Source organism: Streptosporangium album (assembly GCF_014203795.1).
Classification (GTDB): domain Bacteria; phylum Actinomycetota; class Actinomycetes; order Streptosporangiales; family Streptosporangiaceae; genus Streptosporangium; species Streptosporangium album.
This window is the reverse complement of record NZ_JACHJU010000006.1, coordinates 412,741-433,884: the sequence shown is the minus strand read 5'-3', so window position 1 is coordinate 433,884 and position 21,144 is coordinate 412,741. Positions and strand designations below refer to the sequence as shown.

Annotated in this window: 10 protein-coding genes; 1 reads left to right on the top strand and 9 read right to left on the bottom strand. The window is 71.5% G+C overall.

Features of this window, described 5'->3' with window-relative positions; translation table 11 throughout:
• The 7 genes from FHR32_RS40700 to FHR32_RS40670 form a co-directional block, all read right to left on the bottom strand.
• Window positions 1-1,877: type I polyketide synthase (locus tag FHR32_RS40700; RefSeq protein ID WP_184759916.1), on the bottom strand; the 1,877-nt coding region annotated here is incomplete at its 3' end.
• A complete protein-coding gene (locus FHR32_RS40695) occupies window positions 1,874-12,481 on the bottom strand; it encodes a type I polyketide synthase (RefSeq protein WP_184759915.1) in 10,608 nt (3,535 codons plus the stop codon). The genes FHR32_RS40700 and FHR32_RS40695, both read right to left, overlap by 4 nt.
• A 149-nt stretch (window positions 12,482-12,630) precedes the next feature.
• The gene (locus FHR32_RS40690) at window positions 12,631-14,016 is read right to left on the bottom strand and encodes a methylaspartate mutase (protein WP_184759914.1); all 1,386 of its coding nucleotides are present in this window, start codon (window positions 14,014-14,016) and stop codon (window positions 12,631-12,633) included.
• Window positions 14,013-14,498 (bottom strand): cobalamin B12-binding domain-containing protein, encoded by a 486-nt coding sequence (locus FHR32_RS40685; protein WP_184759913.1) that lies wholly within the window; start codon window positions 14,496-14,498, stop codon window positions 14,013-14,015. Before FHR32_RS40685 ends, FHR32_RS40690 begins: the two co-directional genes overlap by 4 nt.
• Window positions 14,495-15,733 carry a type III PLP-dependent enzyme domain-containing protein gene (locus FHR32_RS40680; RefSeq protein ID WP_184759912.1) on the bottom strand — a complete coding sequence of 413 codons (1,239 nt, stop codon included), beginning with the start codon at window positions 15,731-15,733 and terminating at the stop codon, window positions 14,495-14,497. The genes FHR32_RS40685 and FHR32_RS40680 overlap by 4 nt, the downstream gene beginning before the upstream one ends.
• On the bottom strand, window positions 15,730-17,265 hold the full coding sequence (locus FHR32_RS40675; RefSeq protein WP_184759911.1) for an AMP-binding protein: 1,536 nt from the start codon (window positions 17,263-17,265) through the stop codon (window positions 15,730-15,732). The genes FHR32_RS40680 and FHR32_RS40675 overlap by 4 nt, the downstream gene beginning before the upstream one ends.
• Before the next feature lie 98 nt (window positions 17,266-17,363).
• Window positions 17,364-18,926 carry an AMP-binding protein gene (locus FHR32_RS40670; RefSeq protein WP_184759910.1) on the bottom strand — a complete coding sequence of 521 codons (1,563 nt, stop codon included), beginning with the start codon at window positions 18,924-18,926 and terminating at the stop codon, window positions 17,364-17,366.
• 93 nt (window positions 18,927-19,019) lie between these two features.
• Between FHR32_RS40670 and FHR32_RS40665 the strand changes: the two genes are divergently transcribed.
• Window positions 19,020-19,268 carry a phosphopantetheine-binding protein gene (locus FHR32_RS40665; protein ID WP_184759909.1) on the top strand — a complete coding sequence of 83 codons (249 nt, stop codon included), beginning with the start codon at window positions 19,020-19,022 and terminating at the stop codon, window positions 19,266-19,268.
• A 13-nt stretch (window positions 19,269-19,281) separates the two neighbouring features.
• Here the strand turns inward: FHR32_RS40665 and FHR32_RS40660 are convergent, their stop codons facing one another.
• Together FHR32_RS40660 and FHR32_RS40655 are read right to left on the bottom strand one after the other, a co-directional pair.
• Window positions 19,282-20,241, bottom strand: a complete 960-nt coding sequence (locus tag FHR32_RS40660) for an ACP S-malonyltransferase (protein WP_184759908.1) — start codon at window positions 20,239-20,241, stop codon at window positions 19,282-19,284.
• Window positions 20,238-21,143, bottom strand: a complete 906-nt coding sequence (locus FHR32_RS40655; RefSeq protein ID WP_184759947.1) for a proline iminopeptidase-family hydrolase — start codon at window positions 21,141-21,143, stop codon at window positions 20,238-20,240. Before FHR32_RS40655 ends, FHR32_RS40660 begins: the two co-directional genes overlap by 4 nt.
• Window position 21,144 lies beyond the last annotated feature (1 nt).

Below are 21,144 nucleotides of genomic sequence, written 5' to 3'. Positions count from 1 at the left end.
CCGCACACCCACGACTCCACCAACCGGAACAACGCCACCTCGACCGCGAACAACGCACACTGCGTGTACTCCGTCCGATCCAGAGCCTCCGCGTCCCCGAACACCACCTCACCCAGCGGACGCTCCACCACCCCCTCAAACCCCGCACACACCGCATCAAACGCCGTAGCAAAGGCCGGGAACGCCTCATACAGCTCCCGGCCCATCCCCACCCGCTGACTGCCCTGCCCGGTGAACAGGAACGCCGTCTTCCCGCCTGTCACGGCACTTCCGGCTGTCAGTGCCCGCAGACCGTGCACGAACTCCTCGCGATCGCCACCCACCACCACCGCGCGGTGCTCCAGCGCCGAACGCGTCGTCACCAGCGAGAACCCGACGTCCAGCAGATCAATCTCAGGCCGTTCCTCCACGTACGCCAGCAGCCGTCCGGCCTGGGCCCGCAGCGCCTGGGCACTCCTACCGGAGATCACCCACGGCACCGTCCGCGGCACCGGCGCCATATCCGGCTCCTCCGTCTGGTGCTCCTCCTCCGGAGCCTGCTCGATGATCACGTGCGCATTGGTGCCGCTGTATCCGAAGGAGGAGACCCCGGCCCGGCGCGGACGGCCGGCAGCCGGCCACTCCACCGCCTCGGTCAGCAGCTCCACCGCCCCCGCCGACCAGTCGACGTACGGCGACGGCTCGCCCAGATTGACGATCTCGGGCAGCATCCCGTGCCGCATCGCCATCACCATCTTGATCACGCCGGCGATGGCCGCGGCCGCCTGGGGATGCCCGATGTTCGACTTGATCGACCCCAGCCAGAGCGGCCGGTCCCGATCCTGGCCATAGGTCGCGATCACCGCCTGCGCCTCGATCGGGTCGCCCAACGTCGTCCCGGTCCCGTGCGCCTCGACGACGTCGACATCTGCGGGGGCTAGACCCGCGGCGGCCAGCGCCTGCTCGATCACCCGCTGCTGCGACGGGCCGTTCGGCGCGGTCAGCCCGTTGGAGGCGCCGTCCTGGTTGACCGCCGAACCCCGCACCACCGCCAGCACCGGATGACCGTTACGGCGCGCGTCCGACAGACGCTCCAGCAGCAGCACACCCACGCCCTCCGACCACGAGGTGCCGTCCGCGTCCGCGGAGAACGACCGGGCGCGACCATCGGGCGAGAGCCCGCGCTGCCTGCAGAACTCGACGAACATGTCGGGGGTGCCCATCACCGCGACCCCTCCGGCCAGCGCCAGCGAGCACTCGCCGCGCCGCAGCGCCGCAGCCGCCAGATGCAGGGCCACCAGGGACGACGAACAGGCCGTGTCGACCGTGACGGCGGGTCCCTCCAGGCCGAAGCTGTAGGCGACCCTGCCGGAGACCAGGCTGCCCCCGGGCTGGCCTCCGGAGTAGTCGTTGTACATCAGGCCGGTGAACACGCCGGTCGGGCTGCCCTTCATGATCTCCGGGTCGATGCCCGCGCGCTCGAAGACCTCCCAGGCCGTTTCCAGCAGCAGCCGCTGCTGCGGGTCGGCCGTCGACGCCTCCCTCGGGCTGATTCCGAAGAACTCGGCGTCGAAGTCGGGGGCGTCGTGCAGGAATCCTCCCCTGCGGACATAGGTCTTGCCCGGCTGGTCGGGTTCCGGGTGGTAGATGCCCTCGATGTCCCAGCCACGGTCCTCCGGGAAGTCCGAAGTCGCGTCCCTGCCCTCGGCCACCAGCTCCCACAGCTCCTCCGGAGAGGTCACCCCGCCGGGATAGCGGCAGCTCATCGCGACGATCGCGATCGGCTCGCGCTCCCTGTCCTCAAGCGCGCGCAGGCGGCTGCGGGTCTGCTGCAGGTCGGCCGTGGCCCGCCGGAGATAGTCGCGGAGCCTGTCATCGCCTGCCTGTGATTGGTTCATCGGATACCCAGTTCGTTGTCGAGGACCGCGAAGAGTTCGTCGTCGGTGGCGGCTGTCAGATCCCGTTCCGGTACGGCGTCCACCGGGCCGGTGTGGGTGTCGCGCCAGTTGCGCAGCAGGGCCTCCAGCCGGGCCGTGATCCTGGCGTGTTCGCCGTCCGTCGGGGTGACCTCCGACAGGGCCGTCTCCAACCGGTCGACCTCGGTGAGCACGGGTCGGACCGCGTCCGCGGGCGCCACGTCGAGCCGCGCCTTGATGTGATCGGCCAGGGCGATGGGGGTCGGGTAGTCGAAGACCAGGGTGGCGGGCAGACGCAGCCCGGTGGCCGCACCCAGCATGTTGCGCAGTTCCACCGCGGACAGCGAGTCGAAGCCCAGCTCCTGGAAGGCGCGCCGGGGATCCACCGAGGCGGCCGAGGCGTGCCCGAGGGCGGCGGCGACGTGCTTGCCGACCGTCTCGATCAGGAGCTGGTCGCGGTCGGTGTCGGAGAGACCGGCCAGCCGATCGGCCAGTGAGGGTCCGCCCGCGGTCGTACTCGCGGTGCTCGCCGTACGGCGGAGCGGGGTGCGGACCAGGCCGCGCAGCATCGCGGGCACCCCGTCGGCACGGGCCCGCAGCACCGCCAGGTCCAGCCGTATCGGAACCAGGGTGGCCGCCGGGACGGCGAGGCAGGCGTCGAACAGGGCCAGCCCCTCGGCCGGAGGGAGCGGGGGCATGCCCAGCCGGTTCATCCTCTGGCGGCCCGCCTCGTCCAGCAGCCCGGCCATGCCGCGCTCCTCGGCCCACAGTCCCCATGCCAGCGACTGGCCTGCCAGTCCCCGTGCCTGCCGGTGTTCCGCCAGCGCGTCGAGGAACGCGTTGCCCGCCGCGTAGTTGGCCTGGCCCGCGCCGAGCACCAGCCCGGCGGCGGAGGAGAACAGCACGAACGCCGACAGGTCCAGGTCGCGGGTCAGCTCGTGCAGGTTCCAGGCGGCGTCCACCTTCGGACGGAGCACGGTCTCCATCTGTTCCGAGGTCAGCGAGCCGAGCAGCGCGTTGTCCACCACTCCGGCGGCGTGGACCACTGCGGTCAGCGGGTGCTCCGCCGGGACCTCCCCGAGCAGCGCCGCCAGAGCCTCCGGGTCCGCCGCGTCGCACGCGGCCACCGTCACCTCGGCCCCCAGCTCCCGAAGCTCGTCCCGCAGCTCCGCCGCGTCCGGCGACGCGAGCCCGCGGCGGCTCGTCAGCAGCAGGTGCCGCACTCCGTGTCCGGTCACCAGCCGGCGGGCGACCAGTGCGCCCAGACCACCTGTCCCACCGGTGATCAGGACGGTGCCCTCCGGGTTCCATATCGCGCCGCCCGGCTCGGGCAGGGCGGGCACGGGGACCAGACGCGGGGCGAGAAGCCCGCCGGCGCGCACCGCGAGCTCCGGCTCCTGTGCGGCCAGCGCGGCCGGCAGCGGAGCAGGGTCGTCGGTGTCCAGGTCGACGAGCACGAACCGCCCGGGATTCTCCTCCTGCGCCGCGCGTACCAGGCCGCGCACCGGGCCGTGCACCAGGTCGGCGGCAGGTCCGCGGGTCACGACGACAAGCCGGGACGAGGTGAACCGCTCGTCGGCCAGCCAGTCCCGCAGCGTCGCCAGGACGCCGCCGGTCGCGGCCCGCACCGCCGAGGGAACGTCACCGCCGGGGACGGGGACGGGGAGGAGAACGGTCTCGGGCGGCGCCGCGCCCAGCGACTCCAGGCCGGAATGGACGGGCACGTTCTCGCCCAGATCCAGCCCTTCGCCGAACACGGCCCAACCTCGGACGGGCGCCGCAGCGGGGCCCGTCGGGACCGGCTGCCACTCGACCCGGAACAGCGAGTCTCCGCGCCCGGCCGCCGCGCCGAGCTGCTCGGCCGAGACCGGCCGGGCCACCAGAGACTCCACGGACGCCACCGGCGCACCGGCCCCGTCCGCGAGTTCCACCGACACCGCCGCGGGAGTGGGCGAGGAGATCCGCACCCGCAGCGACGACGCCCCCGCGGCGTGCAATCTCACCCCGTTCCACGCGAACGGCAGCATCGGCCGGTCCAGGTCATCGCCGAGCAGGTTGGCGTGGAGCGCGGCGTCGAAGAGCGCCGGGTGCAGGCCGAACCGGTCGGCGTCGGCCGCTTCCAGGGCGACCTCGGCGAACACCTCGGCGCCGCGCCGCCAGACGGCCCGCAGGCCCTGGAAAGCCGGGCCGTAGCCGTATCCCAGGTCCGCCAGCCGCCCGTAGAGGTCGTCCAGCTCGACCGGGACGGCCCCTTGCGGTGGCCACTCGGTGAGGCCGGAGGGGGGTCGCCGGTCGTCGGCGGCGAGCACGCCGCTCGCGTGCCGGGTCCATTCCCCCGTGCCGGAGGCGGCGGAGGCCCCCTCCGCCCGCCCGTAGACCGCCAGCGACCGGCGACCGGCCTCGTCGGCCGCGCCGGCCACGACCTGGATCGCGACGCCTCCGCGCGGAGGCAGCATCAGCGGCGCGGAGATGGTCAGCTCCTCCAGCAGGCCGCATCCGACCTCGTCACCGGCCCTGATCGCCAGCTCGGCGAAGGCGGTTCCCGGCACGACCACCTCCCCCATGACGGTGTGATCGGCCAGCCAGGGGTGTGTCGCCAGCGAGAGCCTGCCGGTCAGGACCACCCCGCCGGAGTCGGGCATCGTCACGACGGCGCCCAGCAGCGGGTGCTCCGCCGCGACCTGGCCGTACCCGGTCACATCCCCGGCCGTGGCGGGGACGTCCAGCCAGAACCGCTGCCGTTGGAAGGGATAGGTGGGCAGCTCCACCCCGCGCGCCCCGGTGCCGTCGAAGAACGCCTCCCAGTCGACGGGGACGCCGCGCACGTACAGCCGGGCGATCGCCGTCGTCAGCTCCCGCGCCTCCGGACGGTCACGGCGCAGGCCCGGCACGAACAGCGCGTCCCCCTCTCCGGCCAGGCAGTCGCCTCCCATCGCCGACAGCACCGCGTCCGGCCCCAGCTCCAGGAAGGTGGTCACGCCCTCGGCCTCCAGCGTGCGGACCGCGTCGCCGAAACGCACCTCCGTGCGGACCTGCCCGGTCCAGTAATCCGGCGAGCACAGCTCCTCGGCCGTCGCCATCCGGCCGCTCACCGTCGAGACCACCGCGATCCGCGGCGGCGCGTAGGCCAGCCGGGCGGCCACCCGGCGGAACTCGGCCAGCATCGGCTCCATCCGATGCGAGTGGAAGGCGTGACTGACCCTCAGCCGCCGGGTCTTGCGTCCCTCGGCCTCCAGCGCCGCCGCGACCTCGGCCACGGCCTCCTCGTCGCCGGAGATCACCACCGACCGGGGCCCGTTGACCGCCGCGATGCCCACCCGGCCGTCCAGCAGCGGCAGCACCTCCTCCTCGGCGGCCACGACGGCCACCATCGCCCCACCCCCGGGCAGGGCCTGCATCAACCGGCCGCGTGCCGCCACCAGCGTGCAGGCGTCCTCCAGCGAGAACACCCCCGCCACGTGCGCGGCGGCCAGCTCGCCGATCGAGTGTCCCGTGAGGAAGTCGGGCCTGACGCCCCACGACTCCACCAGGCGGAACAGCGCCACCTCCAGGGCGAACAGCGCGGCCTGGGTGTGAACCGTCTGGTCCAGCAGGTCCGCGTCGTCCAGGATGTCGGCCAGGGTGGTGCCGAGCGCCGGTTCCAGGTGGGCGCGCACGGCGTCGTAGGCCGCGGCGAAGACGGGGAACGCACGGTGGAGCTCGCGTCCCATCGCCACCCGCTGTGCCCCCTGGCCGGTGAACAGCATGGCCAGTCTTCCCTCGGTCACCGAACCGGAGACCAGGTGGGAGGTGGTCTCCCCGTCGGCCAGCAATCCGGCCCCGAGCAGGAACTCCGCGCGGTCCGCCGCGACCACCACCGCGCGGTGCGCGAAAGCCGTACGGGTCGTCGCCAGGGAGTACCCCAGATCCAGCAGGCCCGGAGCGTCGGGGTGCTGCGCGAGAGCCACGAGCCGTACGGCCTGCGCGCGCAGCGCCTCGTCACCGCTACCGGTGATCACCAGGGGTACGGCGGGCAGTTCGGTCACCGGGGCGGGGGCGTCCCCGGCGGGCGCCTCGTCGGGTGCGTCCTCGATGATGACGTGCGCGTTGGTGCCGCTGATCCCGAAGGAGGACACCCCGGCCCGGCGCGGGTGGCCGTTGCGCGACCACTCCACCGGCTCGGTCAGCAGCTCCACCGCCCCCGCCGACCAGTCGACGTGCGGCGTCGGCTCGTCCACGTGCAGCGTCCTGGGCAGGACCGAGTGGCGCATCGCCTGCACCATCTTGATGATGCCGGCCATGCCGGCGGCGGCCTGGGTGTGGCCCAGGTTCGACTTGACCGAGCCCAGCCAGAGCGGCCGGTCCCGATCCTGACCGTAGGCGGCGATCAGCGCCTGCGCCTCGATCGGGTCACCCAGCGTCGTCCCGGTGCCGTGCGCCTCGACCGCGTCGACGTCGGCCGGATCCAGGCCGGCGCCGGCGAGGGCCTGGCGGATGACCCGCTGCTGCGACGGGCCGTTCGGCGCGGTCAGCCCGTTGGAGGCGCCGTCCTGGTTGACCGCGCTGCCGCGCACGACGGCGAGGACCTGGTGCCCGTTGCGCCGGGCGTCGGACAGGCGTTCGAGCAGCACCAGGCCCACCCCCTCGGACCATCCGGTGCCGTCCGCCGCGGCGGCGAACGGCTTGCACCGGCCGTCTGCGGCCAGGCCCCGCTGGCGGCCGAAGTCGAGGAACGCGTCGGGGGTGAACATGAGGGCCACGCCGCCGGCCAGCGCCAGCGAGCACTCGCCCTGCCGCAGCGCCTGCATGGCCCAGTGCAGCGCCACCAGCGACGACGAGCAGGCCGTGTCCACCGTCACCGCCGGGCCCTCCAGCCCGAGGGTGTAGGCGACCCGGCCGGAGACCACGCTGCTCAGGCTGCCGTTGCTGAGGTAGCCCGCGAGGCTCTCCGGCACCTCGGTGAACCTGCTGCCGTAGTCGTGGTACATCACGCCGACGAACACGCCGGTACGGCTGCCGCGCAGCGAGACGGGGTCGATGCCGGCCCGTTCGAACGCCTCCCACGAGGTCTCCAGCACGAGCCGTTGCTGGGGGTCCATCGCCAGCGCCTCACGCGGGCTGATCCCGAAGAAGTCCGGGTCGAACTGGGCGGCGTCGTAGAGGAACCCGCCCTCGCGTGTGTAGGTCCTGCCTGGTTTGCCGGGCTCCGGGTCGTAGATTCCCTCGACGTCCCAGCCGCGGTCCTCGGGGAAACCCGAGATGGCGTCCCCGCCCTCGGAGACGAGCCGCCACAGCTCCTCAGGGCTGGTCACCCCGCCGGGATAGCGGCAGCTCATCGCCACGATGGCGATCGGCTCCCCGTCCACCACCGCGAGTTCCGCGCTCTCCGTCACCTCGGCGACGCCGAGCAGTTCGGCTTCCAGGAAGCGGGCCAGCGCGGCGGGAGCGGGATAGTCGAACACCAGCGTCGACGGCAGCCTGAGGCCGGTCACCGCGTTGAGCCTGTTGCGGAGCTCGACCGCGGTCAGCGAGTCGAACCCCATCTTGGCGAAGGCCTGGGACGGGTCGATGGCATCCGCGCTGTCATGGCCGAGCACGGCCGCGATCTCCGCCCGGACCAGCTTGACCACGGCCTCCCCGCGCTCGGCCTCGGGCAGCGCTGCGAGCTGCGTGCCCAGCGACGGGCCCCGCGCCGCCCCGGCCGCCGCGGCGCGGCGGGCGACCGGGCCGACCAGTGCGCGCATCACCGGAGGCAGTGACTCACCCTGCGCCCGGAACGCGCCCAGATCCAGCGCGACGGGCAGCAGGACCGGATCGGCCGCGCCGGTGGCGGCGTCGAAGAGGGTCAGGCCCTCCTGCTGGGAGAGCGGCAGAATCCCCCCTTTGGAGATCCGCTGCCGATCACTCTCGTCCAGTTCGCCGCCCATGCCGGGTCCGGCCCACAGGCCCCAGGCCAGCGAGGTCGCCACCAGACCCCGCGCCCTGCGGTGGACGGCCAGCGCGTCCAGGAAGGCGTTCGCGGTGCCGTAGTTGGCCTGGCCGGGAGCGCCGAGGACACCCGCGACCGAGGAGAACAGCACGAACGCGTCCAGGTCCAGGTCACGGGTCAGCTCGTGCAGATGCCAGGCCGCGTCCACCTTCGGCCGCAGCACCGTGTCCATCCGCTCGGGCGTCATCGATCCGATCACCCCGTCGTCCAGCACCCCGGCGGTGTGCACGATCCCGGACAGGCCGGAGACACCGGCCAGCAGCCCGGCCAGCGCCTCCCGGTCGGCCACGTCACAGGCCACGACCCGCACCCGCGCGCCCAGCCCGGCCAGCTCCTCACACAGGCCGGCGGCCCCGGGAGCGTCCGGGCCCCGGCGGCTGGTCAGCACCAACCGCCGCACCCCATGCTCGACAACCAGATGCCGCGCCACCAGAGCACCCAGACCACCCGTGCCACCGGTCACCAGCACCGTGCCCTCAGCACTCCACGGCGACGCCTGCCCCTGAACGACCGCCTTCGCCAACCTCGGGACCACGACCTCGCCGTCACGCACGGCCAGCTCCGGCTCACCCGCAGCCACCGCCGCCAGCACGGACTCCAGCGACAGACCCTGCCCGTCCAGATCGACCAGTACCAGCCGGCCGGGATTCTCCGCCTGCGCCGCCCGGACCAGACCCCACACCGCCGCACCGGCCAGATCCGTGACGTCCTCACCCGCGACCGACACCGCACCCCGGGTCACCACGGCGAGCGTGGCCATGGCGAACCGCTCCTCGGCCAGCCACTCCTGCACCAGGGCCAGCATCCGGCCGGTCGCCGACCTGACTTCCGCAGGCATGTCCTCGGCCGGCTCGCCCAGGCCTGGGAGGATCACCACCTCCGGTACGTCCACACCGGCCAGTGCGGCCAGATCGGCGTGCACACCGACCACCTCGGGCAACACGCTCAGCCCGAACGCGTCGTCGCCGACCAGCGCACACGGACCGGCTCCGGTAGCCGCTCCGCCCGCGAAGGGCCACCATTCCACCTGGAACAGCGACTCCCCGCGTCCTGCGGCTCTCAGCTGCTCGACCGCAACCGGGCGCGAGACCAGCGATCCCACCGACGCCACCGGCCGGCCCGTCTCGTCGGTGACCTCGATCGATGAGGCCGTACCCGACCGCGCTATCCGTACCCGTAGCGCGGATGCTCCCGCGGCGTGCAGCGAGACCCCGGTCCACGCGAAGGGAAGCTGTGTTTCCTGCCCGCCGTCCTCGGCGACCAGCGCCGCGTGCAGCGCGGCGTCCAGCAGTGCCGGGTGCAGTCCGAACCCCTCGGCCGAGGTGCCCTCCGCGAGGGCGACCTCGGCGAAGATCTCGTCACCGCGCTGCCACACCGCCCGCAGGCCCTGGAACTCGGGCCCGTACTCGTATCCCTGCGTGGCGAGATCCTCGTAAACCCCGGTGATGTCCAGGCTGCGCCCGCCTCGCGGGGGCCAGATCACCAGGCCGGCAGGCTCCGGTGGCGCGTCCGGGCCGACCACGCCCGAGGCGTGCCGGGTCCATGACTCCTCCGGCGACGCGTCCACCGGGCGGGAGTACACCTCCACGAGCCGCCGGCCGTACTCGTCACCACCGCCTACCACGACCTGCAGCGCGGCCCCGTCGCGTTCCGGCACCACCAGTGGTGCCTCCAAGGTCAGTTCGTCGAGGAGGCCGCAGCCGACCTGATCGCCGGCCTTGATCGCGAGCTCCACGAACGCCGTGCCCGGCAGCACCGTCACACCGGAGATCACGTGGTCGGCCAGCCACGCATGCGACCCCAGCGACACCCGCCCGGTCAGCACCACGCCGTCGGAACCCGGCCCGTCAGGGCTCGGCAGTGCCACCACCGCCGACAGCATCGGATGGCCGGCCGCTGCCAGCCCCGCCGCCGACATCTCGCCTTGGGAGACCGGAGCCTCCAGCCAGTAACGCCTGTGCTGGAAGGCGTAGGTGGGCAGGTCCACCCGCTGGGCGCCGCTGCCACCATAAACCGCCCCCCAATCAGGAGACAGACCGGCCACATGCAACCGGGCCAGCGCCGCCAACACCTCCCGCCCCTCCGGACGCCCCCTCCGCAACACCGCGACCAGCGCCGCCCTCGCCGGATCCACGCACTCCTGGGCCATCCCGGTCAGCACCGCGTCCGGACCCAGCTCCACAAACCGGGTCACCCCCTGCTCCTCCAGGAAACGCACCCCGTCGCAGAACCGCACCGCCTCACGCACATGCCGCACCCAATACTCGGAAGAGAACACCTCCACCAACCGACCGGTCACATTCGACACCACCGGAACCACCGGCGACGCGTAGGAGACACCCTCGGCAACCAGCGCGAACTCCGCCAGCATCGGCTCCATCAACGGCGAATGAAACGCATGCGACACCTTCAACCGCTTCGTCCGCTCGAACCGGGAAGCAACCGCCAACACCGCCTCCTCCTCCCCGGAAACCACCACCGACGCCGGACCGTTGACCGCCGCGATCCCCACCCGGCCAGACAACAACGGCAGCACATCCTCCTCAGCCGCAGCAATCGCCACCATCGCCCCACCCGCAGGCAACGCCTGCATCAACCGGCCCCGCGCCGCCACCAACCGGCACGCGTCCCGAAGGGAGAACACCCCCGCCACATACGCCGCGGCCAACTCACCGACCGAATGACCCGCCAGGAAGTCCGGCCGCACACCCCACGACTCCACCAACCGGAACAACGCCACCTCGACCGCGAACAACGCACACTGCGTGTACTCCGTCCGATCCAGAGCCTCCGCGTCCCCGAACACCACCTCACCCAGCGGACGCTCCACCACCCCCTCAAACCCCGCACACACCGCATCAAACGCCGTAGCAAAGGCCGGGAACGCCTCATACAGCTCCCGGCCCATCCCCACCCGCTGACTGCCCTGCCCGGTGAACAGGAACGCCGTCAACCCCTCACCGGCCACCCCGTAGAACACCCCGGCAGCCGGCTCACCGGTGACCACGGCAGACAGCCCGTGTACCGCTGTTTCCAGGTCCGCGGCCGGAACCACCGCGCGGTGCTCCAACGCCGGCCGCGACGTCGCCAGCGAGAACCCCACATCCAGCACATCCAGCCCGGGACGCTCACCGACATACGCCAGCAACCGCTCCGCCTGCGCCGACAGCGCCTCCCCGCTCCGCGCCGAGACCACCCACGGCACCGGAACCCCCGACGGCCACCCCAGCACCGGCGATTCCCCCACCGGCCCCTCCGCCGATTCCCCGGCCTCCGGAGCCTCCGGCGCCTGCTCGACGATCACATGCGCGTTCGTCCCGCTGATCCCGAACGACGACACCCCGGCCCGGCGCGGACGGCCGGTCGCCGGCCACTCCACCGCCTCGGTCAGCAGTTCGACGGATCCGGCCGACCAGTCCACCTGGGGTGTCGGCTCGTCCACGTGCAGGGTCCTGGGCAGCACCCCGTGGCGTATCGCCTGCACCATCTTGATGACGGCGCCCACCCCGGCGGCGGCCTGGGTGTGGCCCAGGTTCGACTTGAGCGACCCCAGCCAGAGCGGCCGGTCCCGATCCTGGCCATAGGCGGCGATCAACGCCTGCGCCTCGATCGGATCACCCAGCGTCGTCCCGGTCCCGTGCGCCTCGACGACGTCGATGTCCGAGGGGGCCAGCCCGGCGGCGGCCAGCGCACTGCGAATCACCCGCTGCTGCGACGGACCGTTCGGCGCGGTCAGCCCACTGCTGGCGCCGTCCTGGTTGAGCGCCGAACCCCGCACCACCGCCAGCACCGTGTGGCCGTTACGGCGCGCGTCCGACAGACGCTCCAGCACCAGCACGCCGACGCCCTCGCCCCAGCCGGTACCGTCCGCCGCCGCCGCGAACGACTTGCACCGGCCGTCGGCCGCCAGGCCCCGCTCGCGGCTGAAGTCGACGAACGTCTCCGGGGTGGCCATCACGGTCACCCCGCCGGCCAGCGCCAGGGAACACTCCCCCTGCCGCAGCGCCTGAGCCGCCAGGTGCAGCGCCACCAGCGACGACGAACAGGCCGTGTCCACCGTCACCGCCGGACCCTCCAGACCCAGCGTGTACGACACCCGGCCCGACACGATCGCGCCGGTGCCGCTGCTCCCGGTGTAGTCGTGATACATCACCCCGGCGAACATCCCGGTCGGGCTGCCCTTCAACGACAGCGGATCCAGCCCGGCGTTCTCCAGCGCCTCCCACGAGGTCTCCAGCAGCAGCCGCTGCTGCGGGTCCATCACCAGCGCCTCACGCGGCGAGATTCCGAAGAACCCGGGATCGAAGTCCGCCGCGCGATAAAGGAAACCGCCTTCCCGGGCGTAACTCTTCCCCGGCTTTCCCGGCTCCGGGTCATAGATCTCCTCGACGTCCCACCCGCGGTCGGCGGGAAAACCGGAAACCGCGTCGACGCCCGCGTCGACCAGCCGCCACAGATCGTCGGGGGAGGAAACGCCGCCCGGATAACGGCATCCCATGCCGACTATCGCAATCGGCTCGCTGTTCCGCTGCTCGGCTTCACTCAGACGCCGGCGGGCCGTGCGCAGGTCAGCGGTCGCACGCTTGAGGTAGTCAAGAAGTCTCTGCTCATTGTCCATGTGCGTCGCCCCACTGAACTCATATATTTCAATGACGTTTCGATGCGTTGAGTGAAAACCACTGGTTCAAAACGCGCGTGCGGGAAGCCGCACCAGAACATCTATATGTCTGGCTATACGCTACGAAAAGCGCATATCTCCATAAACCCCTAGCTCACCCCAGAGCCCGGGTTCACCGCGGGGCTCCGTGCGAGCATCATGTGGCCCGATTTCCCCCGCAGGTCGTTCCGCCTGATGGCGGACGGGGCCGCGCCGTCGAATTTCCGCTGCACGTACGAGAGCGCGTCGAGCAGTCCGGCCGAGGTCATCGCCCGCGGCTGAGTGCCCTTGACGACGTGCGACAGGGGCAGGGATCCGATCTCGGCCCACCGCAACCAGCCGTCACCGTCGATGTAGCTGCGGGTCTGTCCCCTGTTGTCCGGATGAACGCAGTAAGGGATGTCCAGATAACCGTGCTGGAAGGCGCGCAGCAGCGCGCGCCCGATGTCGGGATCGAGGTTCAGCACGGCGTTGACGAGCGTGCGTGCCTCCACATAGGTCTGGGTGTCCTCGGTCAGGGAGGGGCCGCGGGCCGGCCGGGCCATGGCCGCCACCGCGGCGGCGTACTCCAGCGCGGCGACGTTCTCGGCGACGGTGGGGATGCGGTGCGCCTCCGCGACCGTCTTGACGATCAGCCGCTCCGAATGCGTCGCGACGGCGAGCTCCGCCGCACGGGCCAGCAGCTTGTAGGATCCCTCGGGAGTGGTCGGATAGACACCCATGTAGGCGTAGACGACGACGTGCCAGTCCGCCTCGGGCAGCAGCTCCGCGCAGAGCCTCCGCAGTGCGAAGATCGCCTCTCGATCCTGCGCGGGGTCCGTCTGCTGGGCGTAACTGGCCGAGAGGCTCCGCAGGCCGTACCGGTAGAAGAACAGCGCCTCCAGAACGCTGATGGCGACGAGCTGGCTCGGCGGGCAGAGCTGCCCCAGCATGCACCCGCCGAACGTCTCCAGGTGCGGTTCCCTGCCGGTCTCGCGCAGCCGTGCGAAGATCTCGCTGCACCGGGCCCAGTTGCGCACCGACTCGGCCAGCGGCACGCGCCCGTACGGCAGGCAGTAGGAGACCGGGCCGCCTTCGGTGGCGTCGAGCCCCGCCTCGATGAGGGAGGCGAAGATGTTCAGCGGTGTGGCCGAGCCATGGCGGACCTGGACCGGGAAGCCGGGCCCCCGGACGCCGTTGAGCACCAGCCGGGTCAGCTCCGCGCCATGCTCCACGATCGGGTATCCGTTGAGCCGGAGACCGGCCCGCAGCGCCCTGCGCGCCGCCTCCCGGTCCCCCACCCTGGTGTAGCTGTCGAGCGTCAGCGTACCGACGGTGGTCGCGGACGCCTCCTTCGTGGCGATCAGGCCGGTCCGCATCTCGTCCGGATCGCTGAACCCCATGCGCGGCTGCACGACGAGCCCGCCCGAGGCGTGGGTGCGCAGGACGAAGTCGCCGAAGCCGCCCCGTTCCCGCCGCGACACGGCCCGCCCCGAGGAGGGCACGATCTCGTTCATGGCAGGGCCCTCTGCGGCAGTGATTCGATGAAGTGCCGGAAGGCGCTCGTGCCCGCGCCCTCCTCGATGACCAGGTCGAATCCCGCCACCATCAGCTCCTCGGCGTACCGGGTGTCCTGCGCCCCGCCGACCCCGAGCTTCCCGCCGATCGCCATGGGCAGGTCCACCAGTTCCCCGTGTGCCCGCAGCTCCCGGATGACCCGCAGACCCTCCTGGTAGCCATGGCCGTTGACGCTGCTGACGACGACCAGGTCAGGACGGCGCGCGCGGCACTCCTCGACGAGCAGCTCGTCGGGCACGCAGGGGCCGAGGTTCACCACGTCGTAGCCGAGCTCCTCCAGGAACAGCTGGAGGAAGACGAGATTCCAGGTGTGGGAGTCGGACGCCAGGCTGGTGACGACCACGGTCCGCCCGCGTCCCTCCGGGGAGTAGTCGACGGCGGCGTCCGCGAGGTCGGAGGACAGTTCCGCGTACTCGTTCATCTCTCGGCGGCCGATCCGTAGGCGCGCTCGTGTCCGAGCCGCGAGACGGAGACGATCTCGCCGCCGCGGACCGTCACCTCGACGGGTGCCGGCCTGCCGAGGAACATCAGCAGGCTGGAGGTGACCCCGTAGGCTCCGGCGTTGGGGATGGCGACGACGTCACCGATCTTCAGCGGGGGGAGCTTGACCTCCCGGCCGATGATGTCTCCGGGTGTGCAGAGGGGACCGACGAGGCTGGCCACCTCCTCCGCGGGCCCGGCCGGATGGACGAGCCGTACGGCGGGCGGCAGGAGCCGGCCGAGGCCCGCCATACCGCCGAAGGTGTTGATGCCGGCGTCCAGGATGACGAACTTCCTGCCCCGGCTCTCCTTGATGTTGACGACCTCGCTCAGCAGCATGCCGCAGTCACCGGCCAGGTAACGGCCGGACTCGCAGGCGACCTCGGGGGCGCCCTCCCGCCAGTGCGGGAAGTGCGTGTCCAGCGCGGCCTCCAGCTCGCCGCGGAGCTTGCCGTAGCGCGGCCGTTCACCGGGGACGGCGTACGGCGCCGAGAACCCGCCGCCGATGTCGAGGAAGTCCATCGGCACGCCCGTCTCCTGCTGGAGCCGGGCCGCCACGGTGACGGTGTGCTGCAGCTCGGCCGTGAGGCTCTCCTCGTCCTTGGCGTTGCTCAGCGAGAACAGGTGCGCCCCGGCGATGCGCGTGCCGGGCGTGCTCACCAGCTCGGGCATGACCTCCGCCAGCGACTCGCTGTCGAACCCGAACTGCGAGGGGGTGCCGGTCATGCGGATGCTGGTCGAGGAACTCGACGTGGCGCTGTTGATCCGGAGCAGGCACTCGGCCACGACCCCGTGGGTGCCCGCCACGGCGCCGATCCGCCGCAGGTCGGTGAGGGACTCCGCCGAGAACGTCCGGACGCCCTCGCCGATGGCCTCGTGCAGCTCCCCCGTCGTCTTGCCGGGCCCGGTGTAGAGGCAGTCGGCGCCGGTGAACCCGGCCGTCAAGGCGGCGGCCAGTTCCCCGGTCGAGCTGATCTCCACCCGGCAGCGGCGGCCGGCGTCCTCCCGCATCGTGCGCAGCACGTCGGGATGCGGGTTGGCCTTGACCGCGTAGAAGAGCGCGAAGCCCTCCGGCAGTGTGTCGAACAGGTCGCGTCTCGCCGCGGCGACGCGGTCGAGGTCGTAGACGTACAGCGGGGTGCCGAACCGAGCGGCGAGCCCGTCGTAGTCGATCATCGGAGACTCCCATCGAAGAGCTCGGCCAGCTTGGCCCTCTCGTTCTTGCCGTGAAGGGTGAGGGGGAGGTCGGTGACGGTACGGCACAGCGCGGGCACCTTGGCCGCCTCCAGGCGCCGGGACAGCTCCCGCAGGACGACGTGGGGCGCCAGCTCGGTCTCCACACACAGCGCGAGATCGCGCTGCGCGGTCGGGGGCAGCACCGCGGCCGCCCGCACCCCGGGCAGGTCCATCGCCGCCGCCTCGATCTCCAGGGTGCTCATCCGGATCCCCTTGCGCTTGAACATGTCGTCGCGGCGGCCCTCGAAGTAGAGGTAGCCGTCCTCGTCGAGGGAGCCGTAGTCACCGGTGTGCAGGCGCGGCTCGCCGGTCCGCTCGTCGCGGCGGAACGCGCGTGCGGTCACCTCGGGGGTCCGCCAGTATCCGGGCATCACGTGCGGGCCGACCGCCACGATCTCGCCGACCTGCCCGGTGGGCACCGGCTGCCCCGCGTCGTCCAGGATCAGCACCCCGGTGCCCGGCAGCGGACGGCCGACCGAGTCGGGCCGTTCGCCGTCCAGCTCGGGAGGCATGATCGAGATGCGCTTGCACTCCGTCTGACCGAACTGGCGGACCACCCGCACGCCGGGGAACGCGGCGCGCAGCGCCTCGATCGTCGAGGGCGGGAGCGCGGCCCCGGTGTTGGTGAACATCCGGACCGGCGGCGGGGGCTCGGTCTCGCGCCGCGCCAGGGTGGCGATCATCGTGGCCAGTGACGGCACGATGGGGACCACGGTCGCGCCGGTCTCCCGCATCCGCCTGAACAGGACGAGGTCGGATTCGCCGTCGGCCAGGACGATCTCGGACCGTCCGACGCAGGTGAGCAGCACCTTGTAGAGGCCGTAGTCCCACGACAGCGGGAACCTGCAGAAGACGACGTCGTCGGGCCGGTAGGCGAGCACCTCGTTGATCGCCCGTGTCGCGAACGTCACCTGCGCGTGCGGGCACACCACGGCCTTGGGGACGGCGGTGCTACCGGAGGTGTAGACCAGCACGCCGACGTCGTCCGGCACGACCTCGGCCGGCTCCGCACCGACACCGAGCGTGGCCAGGTTCTCCACCTCGGCCCAGACCGACTCGATGGCGTGCACCGGGACCGAGGTCAGCTCTGCCAGCGCGGCGACCCGATCCCCCACGGTGATGATCAGCTTGGGGTCGGCGTTGTCGATGACCGCGCGCAGGTGGAAGGCCTTCATCGCCGGGTTGATCGGCACGAAGATCGCTCCGCGCCGGGAGACGCCGTAGAAGAGGGCGACCGTCTCCCGGTTGCTGGGGAGCTGGACCAGGACCCGGTCACCCCGCTCGACGCCCTGCGCGTACAGCCACGCGCCGACCGCGTGACTGTAGGCGGCGAGCCGCGCGTAGTTCCACGCGCCGGTCGCGTCGCGGACCGCGGATGCGGACGACGCCTCGGCCGCGGCCTCGTCTAGGAGGGAATGGATAAGTGTGCCCGGCCGTACGCCGGACCCGGAATTCGCATGTGCTACGCCCATCGAGCTCTCCACAGCCTCGAGGAAAGGACAACGACCAATACCTAAAAGCGGAAATATCCCTTTTAAAGGCTATGTCGCTGCCCAGGAGCGCTACACCCCTACGGAGCCCCTTCAATGAGGTCGGCCGCACGCCCCCGGAGCGCGGAGCGGTCGATTTTCCGGTTGGAGTTCAATGGCATTTCCAAGATATGCCGGAAATGCCGGGGAACCATCTGCGCGGGGAGGATCTTCCGTAGCTCCCGGGCGAGTGCCGCGGGCGGCGTGCTGCTCCCGGTGTAGAAGGCGTACAGCTCGACACCGCCGCTGACGGGCGCCCCCACCGTCACCGCCTCCTCGACACCGGTGCAGGCCCGCAGGGCGTGGTCGACCTCCGCCAGCTCGACGCGCAATCCCTGCACCTGCACCTGCGCGTCCAGCCGCCCGACATAGGCCAGCTCACCGTCCCCGGTCCGCCGGACCCGGTCACCCGTGCGGTACCAGTCGCGGGAGCCGCGTCGCAGGAACCGTCCCTCGTTGTCGGCCGGATCGAGGTATCCGGGGGTCATCTGCGGTCCGCTGACGCACAGCTCCCCCTCCTGCCCGTCCTCCCCCTCCCCGTCGTCGGTCAGCAGGAAGTGGTCGTGCCCCTCATGGACCAGGCCGATGGGGACCACGCCGTTGACGCCGAGCTTCGGTGACAGCTCCGCCGACCAGCGGTGGCCGCTGACCGTGATGGTCAGCTCGGTCGGGCCGTACAGGTTCTCCACGACCGACCCGGGCGCCGCCAGCTCCCAGTCGGCCGCGTCCTCGCACTTCAGGGCCTCACCGGCGAAGAAGCTCCAGCGGAGCCCCGGCAGCGTGCGCACGCCCAGACCGCCCATCCGGCGGATCAGGGAGATGGCGCTCGGCGTGGAGAACCACACCGTGACCCCCTGCTCGGCCAGGAACGACGGCATGTCCCGGTAGGCCGCGGGAGGGACGGCCACCGCCGTGGCCCCCGCCCCCCAGGCGCAGAACAGGTCGAACATCGCGCAGTCGAAGTTCAGGTCGAAGACCTGCGAGAAGACGTCCCCGGGGGTGAAGTCGTACCGGGCGTCCAGCAGCCGGAAGTAGTGGTCGGTGTTGCCATGGGTGATCGTCACCCCCTTGGGCCGGCCCGTCGAACCCGAGGTGAACAGGACGTATGCGACGTCGGAGGGGGCGACCGGCCTCGGCCCGTCGAGGGCGTGCCGTCCGTCGACCCGGATCTCGGCCCAGGCCGCGCCGTCCGCCCGCTCACGCCCGGGTGCGAGCACCCGCAGGTCGCGCCCCCCGTCCGCCAGCTCGGGCAGCAAGGCGTAGCCGCGGTCGTCGACGATGACCGCGGACACGCCGGCCGCGTCGATCATCTGCCCGGTGCGGGCCGCGGGAAATCCCGGCTGCAGCGGCACCACCGTCACCCCCGCGTACAGGCCGGCCAGGATCCCCACATAGGCCTGCACGCTCCTGGCCGCCAGCACCCCTATGGCCTTCGGGGGGCCGGAGGCCTCCCGAAGCAGCGCACCCGCCCACAGGAGCGCCAGCCGATGTGCGTCGCCGTAGGTGATCTCCTCCGCGCCCACCCGCACCGCCACCCCGTCCGGCGACAGGGCGAGCCCCCGCAGGAAACGCGCGTACAGCGCGTGCCCGGCAGTTCCTTCCATGGTTCCTCCTCACAGTTAAGGGGTTTATCTGGGGTTACCGGAAATGCCCTGCGCCGATAAATTCAACAATAAATTGGAAAGATAGGAGCCATCATGTGGGATCAGCAGTTCGAGGAAATCCTCCGCCCGCTTCTGCCGTTTCTCCCGGCTGACGAGAAGCTTGAGGAAGATGCGGGCCTCCGCGATTTCGGGCTCGACTCGCTTGGAATGGTGGAACTGCTCGCCACGCTGGAGAGCTCGTACGACGTCCGCTTCCGGGACGACGCGCTGACCCTGGACACCTTCGCGACCCCCAGCCTGCTGTGGAACGCGCTCACCACCGTCCGCGAGCCGGTCGGCTGAGCCGCCGACGTACCTAGGCCGCACCGGCCCCGGCCCCGACACGGGGCCGGGGCCGCAGTGCGAGCCTCGGATTGACCGCGACGACCTCGAAGTTCCGCCTCGTGCACCCCACCCGGCCGAACAGGCTGTCCGGGCCGGAGACGCAGACCTTGGTCACCCCGAGCCGCTTCATCGAAGCCACCACGTCCGGCCAGCGGAGCGGGCGGACGAAGCCGTCCAGCAGCATGGTGCGCATCCCCTCCGCGGTGGTCACCACCGACCCGTCCTGGTCGGCGATGACGGGGAGCCTCGGGTCGGAGAACTCCAGCCTGCCGAAGACCTCGTCCTCCGCCTTGCGGCGCAACGGGCCGAAGGCGCTCGAATGCATCGGCGGGCGCATCGTGTACAGCGACATGGCGCCCATGCCGCGCAGCCGCCGCTCCAGCCACTCGAGGTTGCGCTCGCGCAGCGAGAGCATGAAGAAGTCGTCGTCTATGTAACAGGAGATGTCGTACCACTCGCCGCGGTCGTCCAGCTCGGCCAGCAGCTCCCCCAGCCGGTCGGCGTGGGCCCGTACGAACGAGTGCGTCACCACGTCCCGGTGCTCGCGGCTGAAGTACTCGTCCATGCACCGGGCGAGCCGCGCGGTCATCCAGACGGCCTCCGACAACGGCAGCGCGCCGGTGTACGCCGTGGCCGCCTTCTCCCCGAAGCTCGGGCCGGTGCAGACGTCGGGCTCCACGCCGAGCGCGTGCTCGGCCCACTGCGCCAGGGCGACGCAGTTGACGAGGAAGGCGACCTGGGCGAACTCGCTGTAGTCGCCCTCCGTCTCCCGGAAGCGGTCGACGAGCGAGTAGCCGAGCCGCTCGTCGGCGACCGCCACCAGCCGCCGGGCGAACGGATTGATGACCATGAACCTGCCGACGTCCGCGAAGTTGGACGGGCCCATGCCCGGGAACACGAAGGCGGTCTCGGCCCTGAACTCCCCTGTCATCGTTTCTCCACCTCGTTCAGGAACCCCGTCATCACCTCGGTGAACCGCTCGGGCTCCTCCAGGTGCGGGACGTGGCTCGACTCCTCGAAGATCTCCCAGCGGGCGCCCGGGATGGCGTCCTGGAAGGGCTGTACGGTCGCCGGCGTCGCCTCGTCGTAACGGCCGGACAGCAGGAGCGTCGGCACGGCGATGTCCGCGAGACAGTCCTCCACCGACCAGTCGCGCAGCGAGCCGATCACGTGGAACTCGGTCGGCCCGTTCATGGCGTGGTAGACGGTGGGCTCGTGGTGGATCTCCATGAAGGAGGCGAAGAAGTCACGCGGCCACGGAAGGACCCGGCACACGTGTTTGTCATAGAAGATCCGCATGGCCGCGAAGTACTCGTCGGTGTCGGTCGTGCCGGCCGTCTCGTGCCGGTGGAGCGTCGCGTCCACCTCCGGCGGCAGCTGCTCGCGGAGCACCTTCATCTCCTGCAGCCACAGCGGGTAGGAGGCGGGCGAGTTCGCGATGACCAGACCGCGCAGCCCCGCGGGCGCCGCCGCGGCGTGCTTGGCGGCCAGCATGCCGCCCCACGAGTGGCCGAACAGCACGTACCCGCCGGCGATCCCCAGATGCCGGAGCAGGTTGTCCAGCTCGTCCAGGAACAGCTGGACCGTCCAGAAGCCGGTGTCACGGCCGGGCAGGCGCGTGGAGCCTCCGTTGCCGAGCTGGTCGTAGTGGACGACCGCGTGGCCCGACGCGGCGAGGCCGGACAGGTTCAGCAGGTAGTCGTGGGTGCTGCCGGGGCCGCCGTGCGCCACGACCAGTGGTGCCTTGCCGGAACGCAGGTCACCGGTGACCCGGTACCACGTCTTGTACTCGCCGAAGGGCACGGTTCCCCTGGCGCTCGGAGCCGGAGACATC